The 20324-nt window shown below is 36.0% G+C and carries 17 protein-coding genes, 2 tRNA genes and 1 pseudogene; 11 read left to right on the top strand and 9 right to left on the bottom strand.

Annotation, left to right across the window (positions count from 1 at the left end):
• Positions 1-7: 7 nt before the first annotated feature.
• The 3 genes from RHABOEDO_RS06420 (at position 8) to RHABOEDO_RS06430 (ending at position 1336) form a co-directional block, all read left to right on the top strand.
• Positions 8-1162 (top strand): 3-deoxy-D-manno-octulosonic acid transferase, encoded by a 1155-nt coding sequence (locus tag RHABOEDO_RS06420; RefSeq protein WP_220017450.1) that lies wholly within the window; start codon positions 8-10, stop codon positions 1160-1162.
• Positions 1163-1179: 17 nt separating this feature from the next.
• Positions 1180-1253: transfer RNA gene (locus RHABOEDO_RS06425), tRNA-Met, on the top strand.
• 9 nt (positions 1254-1262) lie between these two features.
• Positions 1263-1336: transfer RNA gene (locus RHABOEDO_RS06430), tRNA-Met, on the top strand.
• A gap of 127 nt (positions 1337-1463) precedes the next feature.
• On the opposite strand, the pseudogene RHABOEDO_RS06435 reads toward RHABOEDO_RS06430, so the two are convergent.
• The 4 genes and pseudogenes from RHABOEDO_RS06435 to RHABOEDO_RS06450 all read right to left on the bottom strand — a co-directional run.
• Positions 1464-1927, bottom strand: a pseudogene (locus tag RHABOEDO_RS06435) (transposase); the annotation flags it as partial.
• 209 nt (positions 1928-2136) lie between these two features.
• Positions 2137-3816 carry a peptide ABC transporter substrate-binding protein gene (locus RHABOEDO_RS06440; protein ID WP_215216343.1) on the bottom strand — a complete coding sequence of 560 codons (1680 nt, stop codon included), beginning with the start codon at positions 3814-3816 and terminating at the stop codon, positions 2137-2139.
• A 775-nt stretch (positions 3817-4591) separates the two neighbouring features.
• On the bottom strand, positions 4592-6037 hold the full coding sequence (locus tag RHABOEDO_RS06445; RefSeq protein WP_215216342.1) for an AAA family ATPase: 1446 nt from the start codon (positions 6035-6037) through the stop codon (positions 4592-4594).
• A 112-nt stretch (positions 6038-6149) separates the two neighbouring features.
• Complete coding sequence (locus RHABOEDO_RS06450; protein ID WP_215216385.1) at positions 6150-6902, bottom strand: glycosyltransferase family 2 protein; 753 nt, start codon at positions 6900-6902, stop codon at positions 6150-6152.
• Positions 6903-6986: 84 nt separating this feature from the next.
• Between RHABOEDO_RS06450 and RHABOEDO_RS06455 the strand changes: the two genes are divergently transcribed.
• The 5 genes from RHABOEDO_RS06455 to RHABOEDO_RS06475 all read left to right on the top strand — a co-directional run bounded on the left by RHABOEDO_RS06455 (position 6987) and on the right by RHABOEDO_RS06475 (position 13523).
• The gene (locus tag RHABOEDO_RS06455; protein ID WP_215216341.1) at positions 6987-8003 is read left to right on the top strand and encodes a guanosine monophosphate reductase; all 1017 of its coding nucleotides are present in this window, start codon (positions 6987-6989) and stop codon (positions 8001-8003) included.
• Positions 8004-8111: 108 nt separating this feature from the next.
• Positions 8112-9377, top strand: coding sequence for an Npt1/Npt2 family nucleotide transporter (locus RHABOEDO_RS06460; RefSeq protein WP_215216340.1), 1266 nt, complete (start codon positions 8112-8114; stop codon positions 9375-9377).
• Positions 9370-10635 carry an Npt1/Npt2 family nucleotide transporter gene (locus RHABOEDO_RS06465; protein ID WP_215216339.1) on the top strand — a complete coding sequence of 422 codons (1266 nt, stop codon included), beginning with the start codon at positions 9370-9372 and terminating at the stop codon, positions 10633-10635. Before RHABOEDO_RS06460 ends, RHABOEDO_RS06465 begins: the two co-directional genes overlap by 8 nt.
• Positions 10628-11866 carry an Npt1/Npt2 family nucleotide transporter gene (locus tag RHABOEDO_RS06470; RefSeq protein ID WP_215216338.1) on the top strand — a complete coding sequence of 413 codons (1239 nt, stop codon included), beginning with the start codon at positions 10628-10630 and terminating at the stop codon, positions 11864-11866. Before RHABOEDO_RS06465 ends, RHABOEDO_RS06470 begins: the two co-directional genes overlap by 8 nt.
• A 1-nt stretch (position 11867) precedes the next feature.
• On the top strand, positions 11868-13523 hold the full coding sequence (locus RHABOEDO_RS06475) for an NAD-dependent malic enzyme (protein WP_215216337.1): 1656 nt from the start codon (positions 11868-11870) through the stop codon (positions 13521-13523).
• A 2-nt stretch (positions 13524-13525) separates the two neighbouring features.
• Here RHABOEDO_RS06475 and tpx read toward each other — a convergent pair whose 3' ends face one another.
• Positions 13526-14032, bottom strand: coding sequence for a thiol peroxidase (gene tpx / locus RHABOEDO_RS06480; RefSeq protein ID WP_215216336.1), 507 nt, complete (start codon positions 14030-14032; stop codon positions 13526-13528).
• Positions 14033-14331: 299 nt separating this feature from the next.
• Between tpx and RHABOEDO_RS06485 the strand changes: the two genes are divergently transcribed.
• From RHABOEDO_RS06485 to RHABOEDO_RS06495, 3 genes are all read left to right on the top strand, one after another.
• Complete coding sequence (locus tag RHABOEDO_RS06485; protein WP_215216525.1) at positions 14332-15345, top strand: IS30 family transposase; 1014 nt, start codon at positions 14332-14334, stop codon at positions 15343-15345.
• A gap of 140 nt (positions 15346-15485) precedes the next feature.
• Positions 15486-15839 (top strand): transposase, encoded by a 354-nt coding sequence (locus tag RHABOEDO_RS06490; RefSeq protein WP_215217041.1) that lies wholly within the window; start codon positions 15486-15488, stop codon positions 15837-15839.
• Positions 15796-16311: a transposase gene (locus tag RHABOEDO_RS06495; protein WP_215216393.1), complete on the top strand. Its 516-nt coding sequence runs from the start codon at positions 15796-15798 to the stop codon at positions 16309-16311. The genes RHABOEDO_RS06490 and RHABOEDO_RS06495 overlap by 44 nt, the downstream gene beginning before the upstream one ends.
• A gap of 285 nt (positions 16312-16596) precedes the next feature.
• Here RHABOEDO_RS06495 and RHABOEDO_RS06500 read toward each other — a convergent pair whose 3' ends face one another.
• The 4 genes from RHABOEDO_RS06500 to RHABOEDO_RS06515 are packed head-to-tail and all read right to left on the bottom strand — an operon-like array spanning position 16597 to position 20316.
• Complete coding sequence (locus tag RHABOEDO_RS06500) at positions 16597-17508, bottom strand: ABC transporter ATP-binding protein (RefSeq protein WP_215217008.1); 912 nt, start codon at positions 17506-17508, stop codon at positions 16597-16599.
• Positions 17505-18482 carry an ABC transporter ATP-binding protein gene (locus tag RHABOEDO_RS06505; protein ID WP_215217009.1) on the bottom strand — a complete coding sequence of 326 codons (978 nt, stop codon included), beginning with the start codon at positions 18480-18482 and terminating at the stop codon, positions 17505-17507. Before RHABOEDO_RS06505 ends, RHABOEDO_RS06500 begins: the two co-directional genes overlap by 4 nt.
• A complete protein-coding gene (locus tag RHABOEDO_RS06510; RefSeq protein ID WP_215217010.1) occupies positions 18479-19393 on the bottom strand; it encodes an ABC transporter permease in 915 nt (304 codons plus the stop codon). The genes RHABOEDO_RS06505 and RHABOEDO_RS06510 overlap by 4 nt, the downstream gene beginning before the upstream one ends.
• Positions 19390-20316 carry an ABC transporter permease gene (locus tag RHABOEDO_RS06515; protein WP_215217021.1) on the bottom strand — a complete coding sequence of 309 codons (927 nt, stop codon included), beginning with the start codon at positions 20314-20316 and terminating at the stop codon, positions 19390-19392. Before RHABOEDO_RS06515 ends, RHABOEDO_RS06510 begins: the two co-directional genes overlap by 4 nt.
• Positions 20317-20324 lie beyond the last annotated feature (8 nt).

Here is a 20324-nt window from a genome sequence, read left to right on the forward strand (position 1 = left end):
ATATAGATTGGGATTAAAATTTCCTAATTTACAACTCTCTTCTGCACCTGTAATTTGGATTCACGCTGTATCAGCAGGTGAGACAAAAGCTGCTATTCCTCTAGTAGCTCAACTGCAACAAACTTTTCCCTCTGCACAAATTGTGATTTCTAATACCACTCGTACAGGGCACATGGAAGCTAAAAAAAGCTTACCTCAAGCAAAAGCTCACTTTTTTCTTCCCTTGGATTTTTCATTGATTATGTGCCGCTTAGTAAAACAAATATCACCCAGCGCTCTCTTCTTAGTAGAAAGTGATTTTTGGTTTCATCTGGTTTACTATGTAAAAAAAATAGGAGGAAAAGTTGTATTGGTGAATGGAAAAATATCAGAGCGCTCTTATAAAAGGTTTCAGTTTTCTCCTTATTTTACACAGAAGCTATTTTCTTTATTTGATCTTTTTCTGGTACAAAACAACACGTATTTTGAGAGGTTTTCTCATCTTATTAGCTCTCATAAAATCCACATAACAGGTAATCTCAAGTGGGATGTTAAGCCAGATCTTTTATCTTCTTCTCAAAAACAAAACTTAAAAGAACGGTTTAAATTAGCTAACAACACAATCATGATAGCTTCAACACATGATCCAGAAGAGAAGTGGTTGCTTGAAAAACTAGACCTACTTTGGCAGTTATTTCCCAATTTAAAAGTGCTTATAGCCCCTCGTCACCCTGAGCGTTTTCAAAACGTAAGTTCTCTACTACAAAAAAAGAACTACTCTTACGCTCTTTCATCCAATTCTTCCCAAATCACTGGAGAAGAACAGGTAATTTTAATTGATCAAATGGGACAGCTTACCAAGTTATATCAAATAGTCGATCTTGCTATTGTAGGGGGAAGCTTTGTTTCCCATGTTGGAGGGCATAATATTTTTGAGCCCGTATCGGTTGGAACGCCTGTGCTTTTTGGACCACACATGCATACACAAAAAGATTTACAGCAACAAATCTTAGCCGCTCATATTGGACTGGAGATCACCTTAGATAGTCTAGTTGAAACAATCTCCAAACTACTGTCTTTTCCTTTATCTATTTCTCAAAGTAGCCCTTCCATGCAAGGAGCAACTAAAAAAACTATCGACCTTTTGCAAAATGTTATTGAGCTAAAAGCGCAAGCGCGTTAAACTCATGCTTTCTTTATCGCGGGGTGGAGCAGTTGGTTAGCTCGTTGGGCTCATAACCCAAAGGCCGGAGGTTCGAGTCCTTCCCCCGCTATTTTCTTTCAGCGGCATAGCTCAGCTGGTTAGAGCGGCGGAATCATAATCCGTAGGTCGTTGGTTCGAGCCCGACTGCCGCTAATTATCGTTTATTTATTGATGTGTATTCAAATCTATGCTTCTCTTAGTTGTATACTCGTTTGCATTTTTATACAAATGAGAACTACTTTCTTTTTCATCTCATTAGACCTCTTGCATAACCTGAATTTTAAAGCTTCCAATTATAGATTCCTTCTATAAGATTAAATCTTAGGCAAAAGCATTTCCGTCGATTTCTATATCGATCTGCTATGATTTTAAAACGCTTAAGCATCCCGATTACATTTTCATTAATTACCTTGGTCTTTGGATGGATTTTCGTTTTAAATTCTTTAAATAATCGAAAGTCATGACGCTTACTATTACTAAATGCAGTGCAAATAACCTTCTGGCTCTTTTTGTCTACTATCACCTGATTTTTTAACGTATGCCTTTTCTTTTTTCCTGAATAAAAATATCTTTGGTTTTTAGTGCAAAGTCAGGGTGCTTAAATCAGCATATCTTCTATCCAACGGATATTCCGATAGCAAGCACTTTCTGAAATATGTAGGATGCTGCAACAAAATAGGTTCTATATTCTCTCCTATGGGAAGATGAGCCAAAAGAGTATGTACTCAAAGATAAAGAAAAGGGCATACTACCTAGGTGTATTGCAAATTACATTAATGAATATGGAGCCATTGAAGTAGCTCATAAGTACTTACTTGATACTAGCGGTAATGCTATAGGCATTGCCAGTAGCACACGGGAGCAAGTGTATTCATTTATCTAGAAAAAATTTAGGGTACCGTCTGAGATGTAAGTCTTAGGGTTTTTTACGTATTAAAATCCCATCCTTTTTTTTACTTTTTTACTGACGGATTTTTAGATTTTTGCTTTATATGAGAATGTTTGTTCTCTTTTTTGGTTTGTTTTTGTTCTGGAGTAAAGGGGAATAGTAATCTATCTCCCCATAGAGAGACATTAAATTCTAGCTCTGGATTTATGAGATATACATAATATCTGTGATATAAGGGAATAACTGGCATATCGTCGATCAGTACTTTTTCGGCTTGCTCTAGAGTTAATAAGCGCTTATCTCCTTCCTCATAGTTAGAGCGATCAAGTAACTCGATAAACTTTGGATGTTCCCATCTAGGATGATTCATTGTATAGTTTTTATACTTAAATCTTTCAAGCACATTCATAGGGTCGTCATAGAAGGCAAGCCAACAAAAAAAACACATTGAATAGTCATAGTTATTTAACTTATCTAAAACAATGCTAAAATCTAGCTTTTCTAGCTTAATAAAGATTCCAAACGCTTTTGCCCACTGCTGTTGAATGACTTGCACTATCTCATTTGCATAAATTCTGGGATAATAAAAAAAAGTCAGTGATTTAAAAGCCTCTTTGGTAATACCTAGCTCAGCCATTCCTTCATTGAGCAAAATATTAGCTTGGATTACATCGTTATCTTTGAAAAACTCGGTACATCGATTTTCTTTTAAGCAAGGTGCAACTAGATTTGTTGCACATAAGCCGGCTTTGTAAGCAGGAGTGATTGAATCCGTTTTGATATTTTTTTTACATCCTTTTCCTAATATTTCAATTAATTCTTGGCGATTAATTGCCAAAGCAAAAGCTCTTCGAATCTTAACATTATTAAAAGGCCGTTTAGTTGTATTGAGATTAATAAATACAGAAAAAGGTTGTGCTTCTAAGTTAAAGGTCCATGTTTTTTCTAGCTCAGATATCTCCTCTAAAGGAATATTCGTTAAAGAGTCTCCAATCATATCAACTGTTCCTTGTTTAAACATTTCTAATGTTACGTGATTGTTTTCGACAATATTGAATGTAATTTTTGGTGGATGTTTATCTTTTATTTTTCGATAGTATGGATTGCTAGTTAAAACGATTTGATCGCCTTGCTTAAAGCTTTCCAATATGAAAGGTCCATTGCACACGAATTGAGCGCCTGTTTGGCATACCCAGTTAGGGTTCTTTTGGTCTTGCTCAATACTTATAGGATAAAAGCAGGGTTGTGAAAGCACCTTAAGAAGGTAAGGAGTCGGGTGTTCCAGCGTAATTACAAGGATTTTTTCATCAATTGCTTTAATACCTACCTCATTTAAGGGAACAAGTCCTTTCCTGGCTTTTTTTGCGTTTTTAATGGGAGCAAATTGGTAGTCCCCTGTTGAGGGAAACTTTGGATTAAGAATGTCTTTCCACGACTGTTCAAAATCATAAGCAGTAACGGGCTTACCGTTAGACCAATAGTTGTCTCCTAACATAAATGTATAGGTAAGCTTATCATCTGAGACCTTATACGACTTAGCTTGGGCAAGTTTAATGGATCCATCGGGATAGCGCTTAGTAAGACCTTCAAACAACAAGAAAATCATTTGCGAAGAATAAACATCGCCGGCTTTACGAGGATCAAATGTTTTAGGAGACGTTATCATATTTAAATTGAGCATAGGTAAATTATTTTTTAACGGAGCTGAAGAGCTGCAAATAAATATACATGTAGTAACAAGCACAACAACCAGTGTTGCTTTTTGGATAAAAGGTTTCCTTAGTTTTTTAATGATACAAGAAAAAAACGCTAAAAATCTGTTCAACTTCTTGCATAGCATGTAAAAAACCCTTAAAGAACAATTATAAATTTTATAAAGACGTATTTTCTGATAAAATGGCATATTCTACAACAACAAAAGAAAAATTTAAGACACTTTTATTGCTAGAAGTTGTGATGTGAATATTATTTTGAGCTCCTCTTAGCTATATACTATACATGCCATAATTGCACACTAGGAAAAGTGACTAAAATTTTTTGTAGTAGAAAACCGAAGAAATAGGTAAAGACGACAAATGAGTTGGCGCTTAGAAGCCGTAGTATACATTGTCTTGCCCATTTCATTTCGGATAGCATAATGGAGCGAAGAATCTAAACTAGTTTTCTTCAAAAAGACTCCGCAGAGAACCCTGGACTTATCTCCCGCATTAAACTTTGCTGTCCAAGATCTTAAAAAACGCCTTTTATTGTGCAAGCGAAATATCGGCTCGGAGAGCTTATGAAGAATTAAGAGAATTTATATTCCCCTTGTGTGCAATTAGAGAACTTTTTTCAGTAAGGCATAATGATAGTTTTCATAAAACCCTTGGAAGTAATTATGGCATATATAGTAGTGCCAATTCAAACGGCTAGCTTAATGGGGTTCAAGTCAACGACTTGAAACTTCTCGTTAATCCTATATTTTTCTATACGATTGAATCGGAACCACTATATATTAAAAATTAGAACATAACACATCTTCAAAAAAGATCATCCATTGTCAGTTGATTATCAATCACTGAAAGATAATGTGCATTCTTTTTGACACCATAAGTGGTTACCATAGTCATAAATAGAGTTTTAGTAGTCTCTGTTTGTTCTCTAAAAACGTTCTTTTTATTCTGCAACTTTTCTTCATAAGATTTATCGATAGTAAATTCCGAAGAGCTATATTTCATTTCACATAAATTGATACATTTATCTGCTCTATCTATAACAAGATCTATTTGCGCCCCTTGTTCATTAATCGATTTTTTAGGCAGATAGTGCCATCCTGATTCAATGGTACTGATACCCGAAATACCAAGCGCTTTTTTTATTTTCTGAATGTGTTTTAAGCAAAGAGATTCAAAGGCACATCCGCTCCATGCATTCCACTTGGATGTGCTTTGTTTTTTTATCCAAAATTCTGAATCAACACTTTCCAGACCAATCTTAGAGTTTTCTACAATCCAGGTTAAGTAAAAAAGAGAGTATTCATCAATAAGCCGATAGATTCCTCCAGCTTTCTTTTTCTTAAAGGAAGGAACATGTATAAGAAAACCCGCATCGATTAACTCTTCAATAACTCTGCTTGAGGTTCCACCTGAGGTTAATTTTGTTTTGTTTAAAAGTTCATTTTTTGTGAGTCCATCTATAGCCTTAGCAAGAACTTTTACGATAGCTATATGATGCTCATAGTTCTCAAAAAGAGACTTATAAAGATTGTCAAATTCGTTATAAAGCCCACCATTTAGGGAAAAGCACACATCATTGATGATTTGAGCTGCAGATTTGCCTCTAGCTATATAGGAAAGATATTTCGGAACTCCTCCCATTGCCATGTAAATATCAATAATTTGTTTTCTCTCTAGTTCAATATGACGGGATTTAAGATATTTTTCTGTTTCTAAAAGAGAAAAGGGAAGCAGACGCATTTTTCTTGTCACTCTGCCATATAACCCTCCTTTGTTGTTTATAATATTTCTAATAATCCAGAATGCGGAAGAGCCACAAATAATAAGAACTACATTTTTTTTTCTAGATAGATAACGGTTCCAAAAATGCTCTAAGGCATTTAAAAATTTAGAACGAGGAGAAGCAAGCCAGGGGACCTCATCAAAAAAAAGGATGATTTTTTTGTCTTTTATTTCTTCAATAGCCTCATGTAATAAATTCAAAGCTTGTGCCCAATTTTCTGGAGAAGAAATCCGTTTCCCTTGATTAAACTGGCGGGAAAATTCGTAGGCAAATTGAAAAAGTTGCTCAGCTCTAGATCCTTCTTTCATTCCTGTTATCTCAAAATAAATCCCTTTATTTTTAAAAAATTCACTAATAAGAAAGGTTTTGCCTATTCTTCTTCTTCCATAAACAGCAAGGAACTGAGGCTCCGTTGACTCATAAATCTCCTGGAGTATTTCAAGTTCTTTTTTTCGACCTATAATCATTATTTATTCCTGTTTTTCGCTGATTATAGCATGAAAACAAGCGAAAAATCAATAAATTAAATCATTTTTCGCTAGGTTATTTAAAAATACGACAAAAAAACCAAGAAAAAAATTAAAGAATATCTTGGTTTTTCTGCGCTTCTCGTAATTTCAAATACTTATAAAAGGCAGTATGTCCATTATAAGCTGAAATAATAAAACCCTCTACTCCTTGCTTTAGCCCTTTTTTTAAAAAGTAACTTTTGAAAAAAGCAAAAGAGCCATGAAAAATAGCTTTGGCTAAGGAGACTGGTTTAGAATCTTTTTTCTGAGTAGCAAAAAGATCTGAGTATACTTGCATTTTTTTTAGAAAGTCATGGATATTTCGATAAGGTGTATGAAAAAGGGGATAAAAGAGAGGATGGATTTGCATCCCTTGAGAAGAGACTTTTTCATGAATCATAGAATCGGTAAACTGGGTTTTTTTTCTGTGGTATAAGCGAATAATCGGATCTGGATACCAGCCGCCACAGCTTTTAATCCACTTACCATTAAAGAAATTATGTCGATCTATTTGATAGATAAAGTTGGAATCTAAAGAGATGTTTAGAATTTCTTGAGATAGCTTAGAAGAGAGGACTTCATCGCTATCTAAGGCCAGAATCCAATCGTGAGTGGCTGATTTAGCAGCTTTGTTTCGGGTAGGACCAAACCCGATAAATTCAGATTGTATTATTTTGACATTAGGAAATTGTTTAGCTATATCTAATGTTGTATCGGTTGAACCTGTATCATAGACTAATATTTCAGGAAAGCCTCGCACAGAGAAGAGCGTGTCTTCTAGGGTTTCTTGAGAATTTTTTGTAAGAATAATTACTGTAATCATATCAAAATTACTAAATTTAAGTGTTGCTCCTATGTTACCGTTTTTCTCTTGTGAAAGCAAATTTTAACAGAAAAGGTTTTTAGCATGTCTATAAAAAATGCATATACTTTTGATGATATAGCTCTTGTTCCGCAATTCAATAATGTTCCTTCTCGTACAGAGCCTTCTTTAGAGACATGGCTAACTAAAAAACTTAAAATGTCACAACCTATCCTATGTTCCAATATGGATACAACAATAGGGGAAGACCTAGCTCCTATTTTACTACAAGAAGGTTCTATACCTATTTTTCATCGCTTTGTAAGTTTTAAAATACAAAAAGAATGGGTTGAAAAATATACAGACAAAATATTTATCTCGTGTGGGATTCAAAATATTGATCAAACAAGACAATTGCTTGATTTAGGAGCAGCTGGTGTATGTATTGATGTAGCACATGGTCACTCCGATAGAATGTTCTATTTTATTCAAGAGCTTAAACGCACCCATCCAGATAAAGAAGTCATAGCAGGAAATGTGTGTACCGCTATGGCGTATCACGATCTGGTTAATGCAGGTGCTGATGCGGTAAAAGTAGGTGTTGGTCCAGGAGCTGCTTGTACAACTCGTATGGTAACCGGTTTTGGAGTGCCTCAATTTACAGCGATTTACGATTGTGCAAAAATAGCGGAAAAACTTCGTGTTCCCTTAATCGCAGATGGAGGAATTCGCAATAGCCGGGATTTGGTTCTTGCTTTAGCCGCAGGTGCTAGTACTGTTATGGTTGGAAAACTATTTGCCATGACAGAAGAGAGCGCAGCTCCTAAGCGCGACTCTAGCAATGGAAGAGAAGCTAAATTTAGAGGCCAGGCTAGTGCTGATTTTCAAACCGACTTTTATGGAGGGTTAAAGGATAAAACAGTTGCTGAAGGGATCGATTTTTGGGGCCCTGTTAGCGGATCGGCTAAAGAGTTAATAGACTCTCTTTTAGGGGGCTTGCGTAGCGGACTAACCTATGGAGGAGCCCGCAATATTAAAGAATTGCAGCGCAAAGCTGAGTTCGTGGTAGTCACAGCTAATTATCTAGGAGAAAGTTGTCCTAGACCTATCTGGTTTTCTTAAATTTTTTTTAATTAGGAAGATTTTTTTACTGATAAAAAAGCTTCTGTGCTTTAAATCATTACCTGATATTATCTTGAGTGGCTTAAAATTTAAGATATTTCGAAACATATGCAATTCAAGCAAGACCTTAATCGGTTTTCTAAAACGGAGCGCCTGTTCATTATGGGCGCTATGCTCTGTGGATTTTTTATTTTAGCGGATTATTCCATTATTTACCCTGTAAGTAATTCTTTGTTTATTTCTACTTATGGAACCCGTTTTTTCCCTTATGCTTGGCTGGTATCCATCCCTTTAAATTTACTACTCGTCGGATTATATAATAAATATTTACCTAAACTCGGATGTCTAAAAACCTATTTGATACTAGCAAGCAGTGTTGTAACTATAAACTATTGTTGTGCTTTGCTCATTAAGCAGTATTCTTTTTTATCTTTTTTTCTCTATGTCTGGAAAGATGTTTACATCATGCTGATGTTTCAACAGTTATGGTCTGTAATCCATTCAACTGTGTCATTAAAGCGGGCTAAATATCTCTATGGAATTTTTTTTGGCGTGGGAGGATTAGGATCTCTATCTGGTAGTTTATTACCGGGTTTTTTTGCAATGAAAGTGGGCTCTGAGTCTTTACTATATATGACGCTGCCGCTTTATTTGTGTTTAACAGCTGCTTTTATACTCACCTTAAAACAAAGCAATGCAGGAGCATCTCTTCTACTAAAAGAGAAAAAAGATGCTAAAGATGCCTTAATGCATGGGATTCAACTCATTCTAAATTCTAGGATATTGGTTTTCATTGCTTTAAGTGTTCTTTTTATGCAACTTAGCGCTACTTTAATCGACTATCAATTTAATACTTTTTTAGAGAAATTCATTACGGTTAAGGATCTGCGAACAGAATATACCGGTCGAATGCAAGCCATTGGTTTAAGCTTTACGGTATTTATGCAATTTTTTGGAACCTATTTACTTGTGCAAAGAGTCGGTATAAAACGCTTGCACATCGCACTTCCCTTTATTTTATGCATCATGAGCATTCTCTGCTTTCTTTTTCCTAGTTTTGGGATAGTTACCTTTACGGTTATCCTCTTGAGATCCTATAACTCCTCTTTATTTAGCATTATCAAGGAAATGCTATATATTCCCTTAAACCCTGACCAAAAGTTTCGAGCAAAAGCCTTTATTGATGTCTTTTTGTTTCGCTTTGCTAAAATATTTGCATCCTTGATTATTTTAGGCCTACAATTTATCTTAACCACTCTGCTATTGCCTGTTCTCAATTGGATTAGTATTAGCGTCTACGTAACTTGGATAGTCTTTGCGGTATATCTATTTAAAAAAATGACTCCTTTGTTAGAAGCAGGGGAAAATGCTTAATCTATTTACACAAAATAAGTTTTCCGCAACAGAACATCTTTTTATTATAGGCGCCATGTTGTGTGGGTTTTTTATTTCAGCGGATTATTCTATCATTCGGCCTGTAAGTACTTCTTTATTTATTACAAAATATGGAACGCAATTTTTCCCTTATGCTTGGATAATATCCGTTCCTTTAAATCTACTTCTTATTGGGATTTATAATAAATATTTACCCAAGCTTGGTTGTTTGAGAATTTATTTGATAGTAGCAGGTAGCATTGTAGCTATAAACTACAGCTGTGCTTTGTTGATCAAGCACTTTTCTTTTCTAATCTTTTTTCTCTATATCTGGAAAGAGATTTACATCATGCTGATGTTTCAGCAATTGTGGTCTATCATTCACTCGACAGTGTCTTTAAAACACGCTAAGTACCTTTATGGTTTTTTTTTAGGAGCAGGGGGATTAGGTTCTTTACTGGGTAGTTTATTGCCGGGTTTTTTTGCAGTAAAAGTGGGCTCTGAGTCTTTACTATATATGACGCTGCCGCTTTATTTGTGTTTAACAGCTGCTTTTATACTCACTTTAAAACAAAGCAATGCAGGGGAATCTCTTTTACTAAAAGAGAAAAAGAGTGCTAAAGAGGCGCTTTTACATGGCGTCAAATTAATCATAAATTCTAGAACGTTGATCTTTATTGCTTTAAGTGTTCTTTTTATGCAGCTTAGCGCTACTTTAGTCGACTATCAATTTAGTACGTATCTAGAACAGACAATTATTGGTAAAGATTTAAGAACTCAATATATAGGGCGAGTGCTAGGTATTGGTCTTGGCATTTCCGTCTGTATGCAATTTTTCGGCACGTATTTTCTTATTCAAATGATGGGAGTAAAACGTTTGCATATGGGATTCCCTATGCTTTTAGGCTTGATGAGTATCCTCTCTTTTCTTTTTCCAGGTTTTGCTATAACCACGCTTGTTTTTATTCTTTTAAAAGCTTGCGATTTTTCTTTATTTACCATCATTAAGGAAACCCTCTATATTCCCCTGAGCTCGGATGAAAAATTTCGAGCAAAAGCCTTTATCGATGTTTTTCTCTATCGTTTTGCTAAAGTATTTGCTTCTCTGATTATCTTGAGCTTACAAATGGTTTTAACTAGCTATTTATTGCCTGTTCTTCACTCCATTAGCATTTGTGTTTTTATCAGCTGGGTAGCTATTGCTATATATTTATTAAAAAAAATGCAAACTTCAGAGTTAAAAGACAAAAATGCTTAAAAGATCCAAGGAACATCTATTTATCTTAACAGCTATGTTGTGCAGTTTTTTTATCTCGATGGATTATGCGATTGTTCGTCCTGTAAGCAATGCTTTGTTCCTTACCGATTACGGTGTAAATTTCTTCCCTTACGCTTGGCTTTTTTCTATTCCCTTAAATCTACTTCTTGTTGGTTTATACAATAAATATTTACCCAAGCTTGGTTGTTTAAAAACCTACTTAAGCTTAGCAATTGCTGTTATAATCATCAATTGCACATGTGCTATCTGGATGCATAAAATTTCCTTTTTAAGCTTTTTTCTCTATGTCTGGAAAGATGCTTACATCATGCTTATTTTCCAGCAGCTTTGGTCTTTAATTCATGTAAATATATCAATGGAGAGAGCTAAATACCTCTATGGGTTTTTTTTTGGAATAGGGGGATTAGGATCTTTATTAGGAAGCTTGTTTCCTAGCTTTTTAGCTGTAAAAATAGGCTCTGAGTCTCTTTTGTATATAACACTACCTCTTTATGTTTTTTTGAGTTTTCTATATGTAATGATGTTAAAACAAAGCAAACAAACGGAATCTTTTCCTTTAGAGAAAAAACAAGGGCTAGAAACCGTATTACACGGTCTTAAGTTGATTGCGGGTTCTCGCGTATTGATCTTTGTTTCTTTAGCGGTTATTTTTATGCAGGTAATCTCTACTTTAGTCGATTATCAATTTAATACTTTTTTAGAAGGACTTGTTACTAAAAAGGACTTAAGAACCCAATATAGTGGTCGCATTCAAACAATGGGTCAGACCTTTACTACAACCATGCAATTTTTAGGCACCTACTTTCTAGTGCGGTTTTTTGGAGTCAAACGTCTTCATGTGGGTATCCCCATGCTTTTAGGCATCATGAGCGTTTTTTGTTTTCTTTTTCCTGCCTTTGGCATGATTACTCTTACTTTTGTCATATTAAAAACTTTTGATTTTTCCTTATTTAGCATCATTAAGGAAATGTTATATATTCCTCTGAGTTCGGATGAAAAATTTCGAGCAAAAGCTTTTATCGATGTTTTTCTCTACCGTTTTGCTAAGGCCTTTGCTTCTTTAATTATCTTGAGTTTACAGGCTATTTTAAGCACGAGTATGCTAACTGTTTTGAATGCAACCATTGTTTTTATCTTTACTATTTGGATAGCAGTAGCTATGTATCATTTGAAAGAAACCGATCTTAGCATAGCATCATGGGAAGTATAAAATGAAGGAAATACAAACCTCTCTACGATCAGAAAAGCTTTTAAATCATTCCATATATAATAAAGGAACAGCATTCACTGTAGAGGAAAGAGATGTATTTCATCTACATGGATTACTGCCCTTTCATGTTTCCACTCTGGAAGAACAAGTAATTCGTCGATATCAGAATTTCCTGGCTCAAAAAAATCAACTCTCTAAATATACGTTCTTATCGTCTTTGCAAGATCGCAATGAGGTGCTCTTTTATCGACTAGTATTGAATCATATCTCTGAAATGCTGCCCTTTATCTATACTCCAACAATAGGGGAGGTGTCGCTGCAGTTTAGCAGTTTGTACTACCAACACCGTGGAATGTATATCTCTTATGCGCTTCAGGATAAAATAGAAGAGATTATGGCAAATCTTTCTCAAAAAGAACTAGATGTTGTTGTTGTAACAGATGGAGAACGCATTCTAGGTCTAGGAGATTTAGGCGTAGGAGGTATGGCAATTCCTCAAGGAAAGCTTTCTTTATATACCTTATTTGGAGGTATTCATCCTTTAAGGACTCTACCTGTTCTTTTAGATGTAGGAACCAATAATCAAACCCTTTTAAACGATCCTCTCTATTTAGGTTGGCGCCATCCTAGAATTTCAGATGATTTGTATTACGATTTTATCGATCGATTTGTTAGGGCTTTAAAAAAACGATTTCCTAAGGTTTTATTGCAATGGGAAGATTTTTCTAAAACACACGCAAAACCTTTATTGGAAAAATATCAAGGTGTACTTTGCTCGTTTAATGATGATATTCAGGGAACAGCTGCCGTTACTCTATCAGCTCTTTTATCTGCTATTCAAGGATCTCTTCTCTCAGAACAAAAAATCGTGGTATTTGGAGCTGGATCAGCTGGGCTTGGGATTTCTTATCTGATTGTAAAAGCCATGCAAGAAGAGGGTTGTAGTGAGCAAAGAGCACAAGAAAACTTTTATATGATAGACAGACAAGGGTTAATCCACACAGAATTATCCAATCTAGATAGCGAGCAAAAAAAATTTGCTCGTGATTATCAAAGTCTACGAAAATGGGAATTGAATTCTTTTCCTATTTCTTTGTTAGAAGTCATTAAACAGGTAAAACCAACCATTCTCATCGGAGTTTCTGCTCAAGCAAAAGCCTTTACAAAAGAGATTGTAACAGAAATGGGAAAATATGTAGAGAACCCGATTATTTTCCCCCTATCTAATCCAAATTCTCGCTCAGAAGCAACACCTGAAGAACTTCTACACTGGACTAAAGGCAGAGCTATTATCGCAACGGGTAGCCCCTTCGAGAATGTGGATTACGATAGTAAACAATACACCATTGCACAATGTAATAATGTCTATATTTTTCCAGGCATCGGTCTAGGGGCTATTGCAGCTAAGATTCCTAAGATCACTGATGAAATGTTTATTCAAGCAGCTTATGTATTATCAAAACACTCCCTCTTCCCAGATCTATTCCCGCCTCTTAAGCTCTTAAGAGAGGTGAGTCGTGAGATTGCTATAGCAGTTATTGCTGTAGCAGAAAATCAGGAATTAATCCCTCCCATGACAAAAGAGATAAGAGAAAAACTTGTGGATCAAACCATTTGGTTTCCTTCCTATCCTACTTACAGCTTCAAACAAGAATAGTTTTATTTTTTTAAGAAGTGTTTTAAAGCTTCCGTATAATTGGGTTCCTGGGTAACTTCTGGTACAAGCTCCGTATAAATAACCGTGTCATTTTCATCTAGAACAACGATGGCTCTTGCACACAAGCTAGCAAGAGGTCCATCTAGCATTAAAATTCCATACGATTGAGCAAAATCTTTAGACCCCATCATCGAAAGACAAACAATGGTATCTACTTCTTCTGCATGGCAAAAACGGCTTTGTGCAAAAGGCAAGTCTGCAGAAATATTCAAAACCACTCCCGATTCGGGATTTGCTTTTATGACTTGATTGAGTTTTTTAGCAGATAAAGAGCAAACAGCTGTATCTAAACTTGGTACTATAGAAATTAATTTACGCTTACCTGAATAATCCTTTAAGGAGCGTTTTTTTAAATCCTTATCTATTAAAACAAAATCTGGTGCTTGTATCCCTAATCTAGGCAATGAACCACTTATATGAATAGGGGATCCCTTAAAGGTAACTTCCATGAATGGCTCTTTTTTTAAATTAAAAACTTTTACTGTTAAGTTTAGTCAAAAACCTTTTTTGCTAATACACTTTTTTCTCCTTCAGAATGAACTACAAGAATCGCACAACAATGAGTTAAAAATTTAAATAAAATTGACTATAACCAATTTTGGTCATATAACTTTTGAGAAATAAAGAAAAAAAGGAGATTTAAAAATAATAATGAAAGAGCAGGTCATCTTAATTGTCAGTCTTTTCAAGTTTGAAGTGCACAGAAGAATTAAAAAAAGAATAGGCAGGCGATGAAAGAATCTCTATTGTGATTTTTAACAATCAAACACAAGGAGAGACCTTGCCTAAAGGCTACCATCACCTAACCTATGACCAAAGATGTCAGATTTATATTTTAAAAGCTAGAGGAGATACATCTAGCTCAATAGCAAACATTCTAAAAGTTCATCATAGCACTATTAGTAGGGAACTTAAGAGAAATAAAGGGCAACGAGGATACCGTCATCAGCAAGCTCAAGAAAAAGCATTTCTTAGAAAAAATTCTCAGCCCAATAAAAAAATGACTCCTCAAATAGTTACCCGTATTGAAGAAAAAATCAAGTTGCAATGGAGCCCTATACAAATATCCGGATGGCTTAAAAGACATGGTAAAGAACATGTTAGTCATGAGACCATCTATAATCATATCTGGAAAGATAAACGACAGGGAGGACAGCTTTATAGAGAGCTCCGTCATCGAGGGAAAAAATATAACAAGCAGAGAAAGGGAGCTTCTGGAAGAGGGAACATGCCTGGTCGTATAGATATTAAGCAACGGCCTTGTATTGTAGAAAAAAAGACTCGTTTAGGAGACTGGGAACTAGATACAGTCATAGGGGCAGGACATAAAGGCGTAATTGTATCAATGGTAGAAAGAACTTCCAAGCTAACTAAGCTCGCCAAAGTTTCTCATAAAACTGCAGAGGAAGTAAGTCAAGCGTTAATTGAACAACTTAAACCTATCAAAGATTTTGTACACACATTAACAGCAGACAACGGAAAAGAATTTGCCTATCACCAAATGGTTAGTTTCGAGCTAGAGACAGACTTCTACTTTGCAACGCCCTACCATTCTTGGGAAAGAGGCTTAAATGAGCATACAAACGGACTAGTTAGGCAATATTTTCCTAAAACACAAAGCTTTTTAGATACGACTTCCAAGGATATAGAAAGGGTGGAAACTTTACTAAATAACAGACCTAGAAAGGCTCTCAACTTCGAAACTCCACTAGAAGTGTTTACGAGATTATCTACAAACATGCTATGCTCGGGTGCACAATAGATGTTTTTTCAAGTATTTATATGTTCTTTTTTGTGCACTTCAAGGTTGAAAGGGCCGTCTTATATGAACCTATCTTGAATTGAATATAAATTTTCGCTATGATACCAGATCTTTTTATTTTTTAACTAAAGACAGATGACATGAGCAAGCAAGGATTAAATGAAGAACAGTTTAAAATACTCGAACCTCAAATGGAAAAATGGGTAAATCGTAACCATTATGGAAGAAAATTAGCGCCATGGAGACCTGTAGTGAATACTATTTTCTGGGTGCTTCGGACAGGAGCTCCTTGGAAAGATGCACCTAGAAACAAGGAGTTTTCTCATCCCTCAACAGCACACGCATGGCTTGGAAGAATGCAATCTGCTGGATTTTTAGATCAATTTTTAGAAGAGCTGCTTAAGCTTGCCGAACAGCTGGGGTGTATTGATGCCCAGAGACTCTCTGTAGATGGTTTTTTTTTCCAGCGGACGCGGAGGAGGAGAGCAAGTTGATTATGGCTACAAAGGTAAAGGCGTGACATCGCATTTACTGGTAGAAAAATCAGGAAAGCCTCTTGCAATCACTTTTACATCAGCATCCGGGGATGAGAAAAAACAAGTGATCCCTCTGCTTAGGAAAGTCATTCCCTTCATTAAAAAAGCATGGAATCAGGGAAAAGTACCCATACTTGAAGCAGATAAAGGTTATGACTCAGAGCAAACACGTATCGATGTTCTTTCCCATGAGGTTTTTCCTCTGATAGCTCGGAAAAGAAACACTAAGGGATATAAGATAAAAGGCATTTGCTACCTTGAAAAGCAACGTTGGGTCGTTGAGAGAACGATTTCTTGGTTAAAGACATGCTTCCGTCGTCTTACAGTGCGCTGGGAAAGAAAGGCAATATATTGGAACGGACTATTAATGTTTGGACTACTGGGATATTGGATGAATTTCTTAAGTCGGCAAGTATCTTTAAAACAGTAAATTTAATTCAAGATAGGTTCATAGTAGTGCCGAATATACTAGTTTGATTTCAAATTAAGAATTGCATAACTAGTTTTTTTTGAAAAAACTGCTCTATTTTGCAAGAAGATGTTATCTTTTGTATAAAAATGTTTATATATTAAAACTCTTAATTTGAATGCAAATAAGTATATCGATTTAATAAGAGATAGGTACAGAAATCGGAGAAAGAGGGTTTGGTTTGCGATTTAATCTTATCGCAGCGATTCACAATTTGGAGTTGCTTTGAGGAATTTCGAAAGAAGTCTAGTGCAAATGACACGCGACGAAATGCTCTGAATGCTTTTCCTTCCATATAGGTTTTTCTTGGCTGCAAATTTTTGTAGCATATGGACAGCGAGCTGCAAAAGGGCAACCTGAAGAAGAAGGGCTAACTGTAGGTTTAGCTTTTTGAAAAAAAGACCCCGGCATAGTAGCAAATAAAGCCTGAGTGTAGGGATGTAGAGGATTTTGATACAGATCCTCTGTAGGTGCAAGTTCTACAAAATTTCCTAAATACATAACAGCTACTCTGTGAGAAATATGCCTTACCATATGGAGATTATGAGCAATAAATAGATAGCTGACATGTAGCTCTTCTTGCAATTTTTTTAAGAGGGTAATGATTTGTGCTTGAGTCGATATATCTAAAGCTGAAATAGGTTCATCACACACGATAAAAGCAGGATTTAATATCAGAGCTCGTGCAATAGCAATTCTTTGTCTTTGACCTCCTGAAAATTCATGAGGGAGGCGATTAAAAGAACTAGCATGTAATCCTACACGGATAAACGCTTCGTAAGCTAACTGTCTATTAGCTTCTTTAATGTATTTACAGTGAATCTGCAAAGGCTCCATGATAGCTTCAGCTGCCGTCATTTTTGGATTTAAAGAAGCATAAGGATCTTGTAGGATAATTTGAGCTTTACTTCGAAAACGAAAAAGTTGTTTTTTAGAAAACTTTAATAGATTTTGGTTTTCAAAATACACACCTCCAGAAGTGGGCTCTTCTAAACGCAGTAAACATTTCCCTAAAGTGGATTTACCCGATCCGCTTTCTCCAATTAATCCAAGAGTCTCTTGAGGCAAGATAGAAAAAGAAAGATCCGAAAATGCTTGGGTATAGCCTTTTTTCAATAGAAATCGCTTGGATAAATCCTCAGCCTGTATAAGACTCATGATTTTCTCCTCGGATCGTATTGAAAACAAGCGCATAATTGATCTTGCTTGATTTCTTTTAAGGTTGGCATTTGGGAAAGGCAAATGCGCATGGATTGGTCGCAGCGAGCACAAAAGCTACACCCAGGGAATATGGTGCTTAAATCAGGAGGAAAACCAGCAATGGGTTCGAAAGGAGTTAAGCGGGATTGGGGTAATATTTGCAGTAGTCTTTGTGTGTAGGGATGCAAAGGAGAAGAGAAGAGTTTTTGGGTGTTGCTACTTTCTATAACTTGCCCTGCATACATTACCATTACATGGTCACAAAATTGAGAAACTATAGATAAATCATGGGTAATCCACAAAATGCTCATCTCTCTTTTTATTTGTATTTTCTTAAGTAGTTCGAGAATTTGTGCTTGAATGGTTAGGTCTAAAGCCGTTGTTGGTTCATCTGCAATTAAAAGCTGCGGTGCACAAATCAATGCAATGGCAATGATCACTCTTTGACGCATACCTCCGCTTAACATATGAGGATAACTAGAGAGACACTGCTTAGGATTGGTAATCCCCACTTCTTCTAATAGCTTTAAAGATTGGTCTTGAGCTTCTTGCATGGAGGCATGGGGAAAATGGTGTAGATAGCCTTCCTTAAGTTGTTTACCGATGGTAATGGTCGGGTTTAATGAGGTCATAGGATCTTGAAAAATCATGGCAATACGCCTACCTCTAATCGTTTGCATTTTTTTTTCTACATAGGGGAGAAGAGGTTGATCTTGGTAGTAAATTTGTCCTTGAATAGCGGTTTTTTCCGGAGGAAGTAAAGCGATGATTGCTTTTGCTAATGTTGTTTTTCCACAGCCTGATTCTCCTACAACCGCTAAGATTTGGTTTGTAGCTAATGTAAAAGAGACATCGCGAACTGCATGTATACACTTATTTTTGTCGAAAAATTGGACACTTAAGTTTTTAACAGTAAGCACAGGTTGTTTCATTGCATGTGTCTTGGGTTAAGCACTTCCCTTAAGCCCTCTGCTAATAAATTTAAGCCCAATAAGCTTAAGCTAATACAAGCAGCTGGAACAATTAGGCGCCAAGGGTAATAACGAATCGCATATAAACTATCATGGATCATCATTCCTAAACTAGCGGTAGGAGCTTGTACTCCTAATCCAAGAAAACTTAAAAAAGCCTCTACAAAAATAGCCCAAGGAACTGTAAGGGTCAAAGTCACCATAATGGAGCCCACTGCATTAGGAATTAAATGCTTGCGCATGATATGCCAGCGAGGAGCACCCAAAGCAAAAGCTGCTTGAACATACCCTTGTTGCTTAATTTGTAGTATTTGGCTGCGTACAATACGAGCCATATTGACCCAGCCTATTAAGGCCAAAGAAAGAATAATGGTAAATACCCCTGAACCAATGACTGTAATTAGCAAAATGATGAATAGTAAATAGGGAATAGAATAAAAGATGTCTAACATGCGCATCATACGCATTTCTATTTTTTTACCTAAAAATCCAGCGCATACCCCATAGAGTACACCTATGATTAAATCGATGGTAGAAGCAGAGATGCCTACAAAAAAAGAAATCCTCGCTCCCCACCAACATCTCGTGAATAGATCTCTTCCAAGATCATCTGTTCCAAACCAATAATTGCGACAAGGAGGTTGATTTCTAAGAGGAAGATTAATCTCATAGTATTTGTAAGGAGAAAGATAAGGCCCGATAATAGCCATGATCATGAGTAAAATTAAAAGAGATAACCCTAACAAAGCAGATTTTTTTTTGACGAGTTGGCTCCAGGCTAGGCGTAAAGGGGAAGTGCTCGGCATTTCCTCTTTTTCATCAAGCAATCGAGCTCTTTCTATAGCAGTTAAGGGGGTAAATAATTCATTCATCTGTCTTTTAACCTGGGGTCTAAGAATAGATAAATTGTATCAATTAGCCAAACAGCTAACAACAGAATACAGCTATAAAAAATGGTTAGCCCCATAATCATTGAATAATCGCGATTAATAATACTTTGTACAAAAGAGTGTCCTAAGCCAGGGATAGCAAAAATTCTCTCAACGGCAAAGCTTCCGATAAAAATATTTGCTGAAAGAGGCGCTAAATAAGAAAGAACGGGGAAGATGGCGTTACGCAAGGCGTGCTTATATATGATCTGCATTTGACCTAAACCCTTTGCCCGAGCGGTTAAGATATAATCTTGTTGCATGGCTTCAATTAAATTGACTCTAGTAAGCCTGGCTATAAAAGCTGTTGGCAAAGCAGCAAGGGATAAAGCTGGCATAATGCTTTGCGCAAAACTGCCCCAACGAGCTACTGGTAGCAAATCAAGCTTCATAGCAAAAACGAACTGTAAGAGGGTTGCCAAAATAAAACTAGGTAAAGACATACAAAAAGTAGCAAAGAGCATGCTTACACAATCTTGCCATTTAAGATGATTTGCTGCAGAAACCAACCCTAATCCTATACCTGCTAAAATAGCGAGCGTCATGGCCTCTAAGCCTAGTACAAAAGATGTAGGAAATCCATTGATAATGACATCTTTCACAGCTCTTCCTTGATAGTGAAGAGAAGGACCTAGATCAAATACACAGATATTTTTTAAATACTTTACATATTGTAACCATAAAGGTTGATCTAGGCCATAGTGAGTAGCAAGGGCTTTTGAAATTTCAGCATCTAACTTATCATCTGCAAAAGGACTACCCGGAATAGAATGCATTAAAAAAAACGTCACTGTAATTACAGCTAAAAGAGAGCTAACTAAAGTAGATGTTTTTTTCAATAAAAGATAAATAATGAAAGCTAACATCCTTACAT

Source organism: Candidatus Rhabdochlamydia oedothoracis (genome assembly GCF_019453995.1).
Classification (GTDB): Bacteria; Chlamydiota; Chlamydiia; order Chlamydiales; family Rhabdochlamydiaceae; genus Rhabdochlamydia; species Rhabdochlamydia oedothoracis.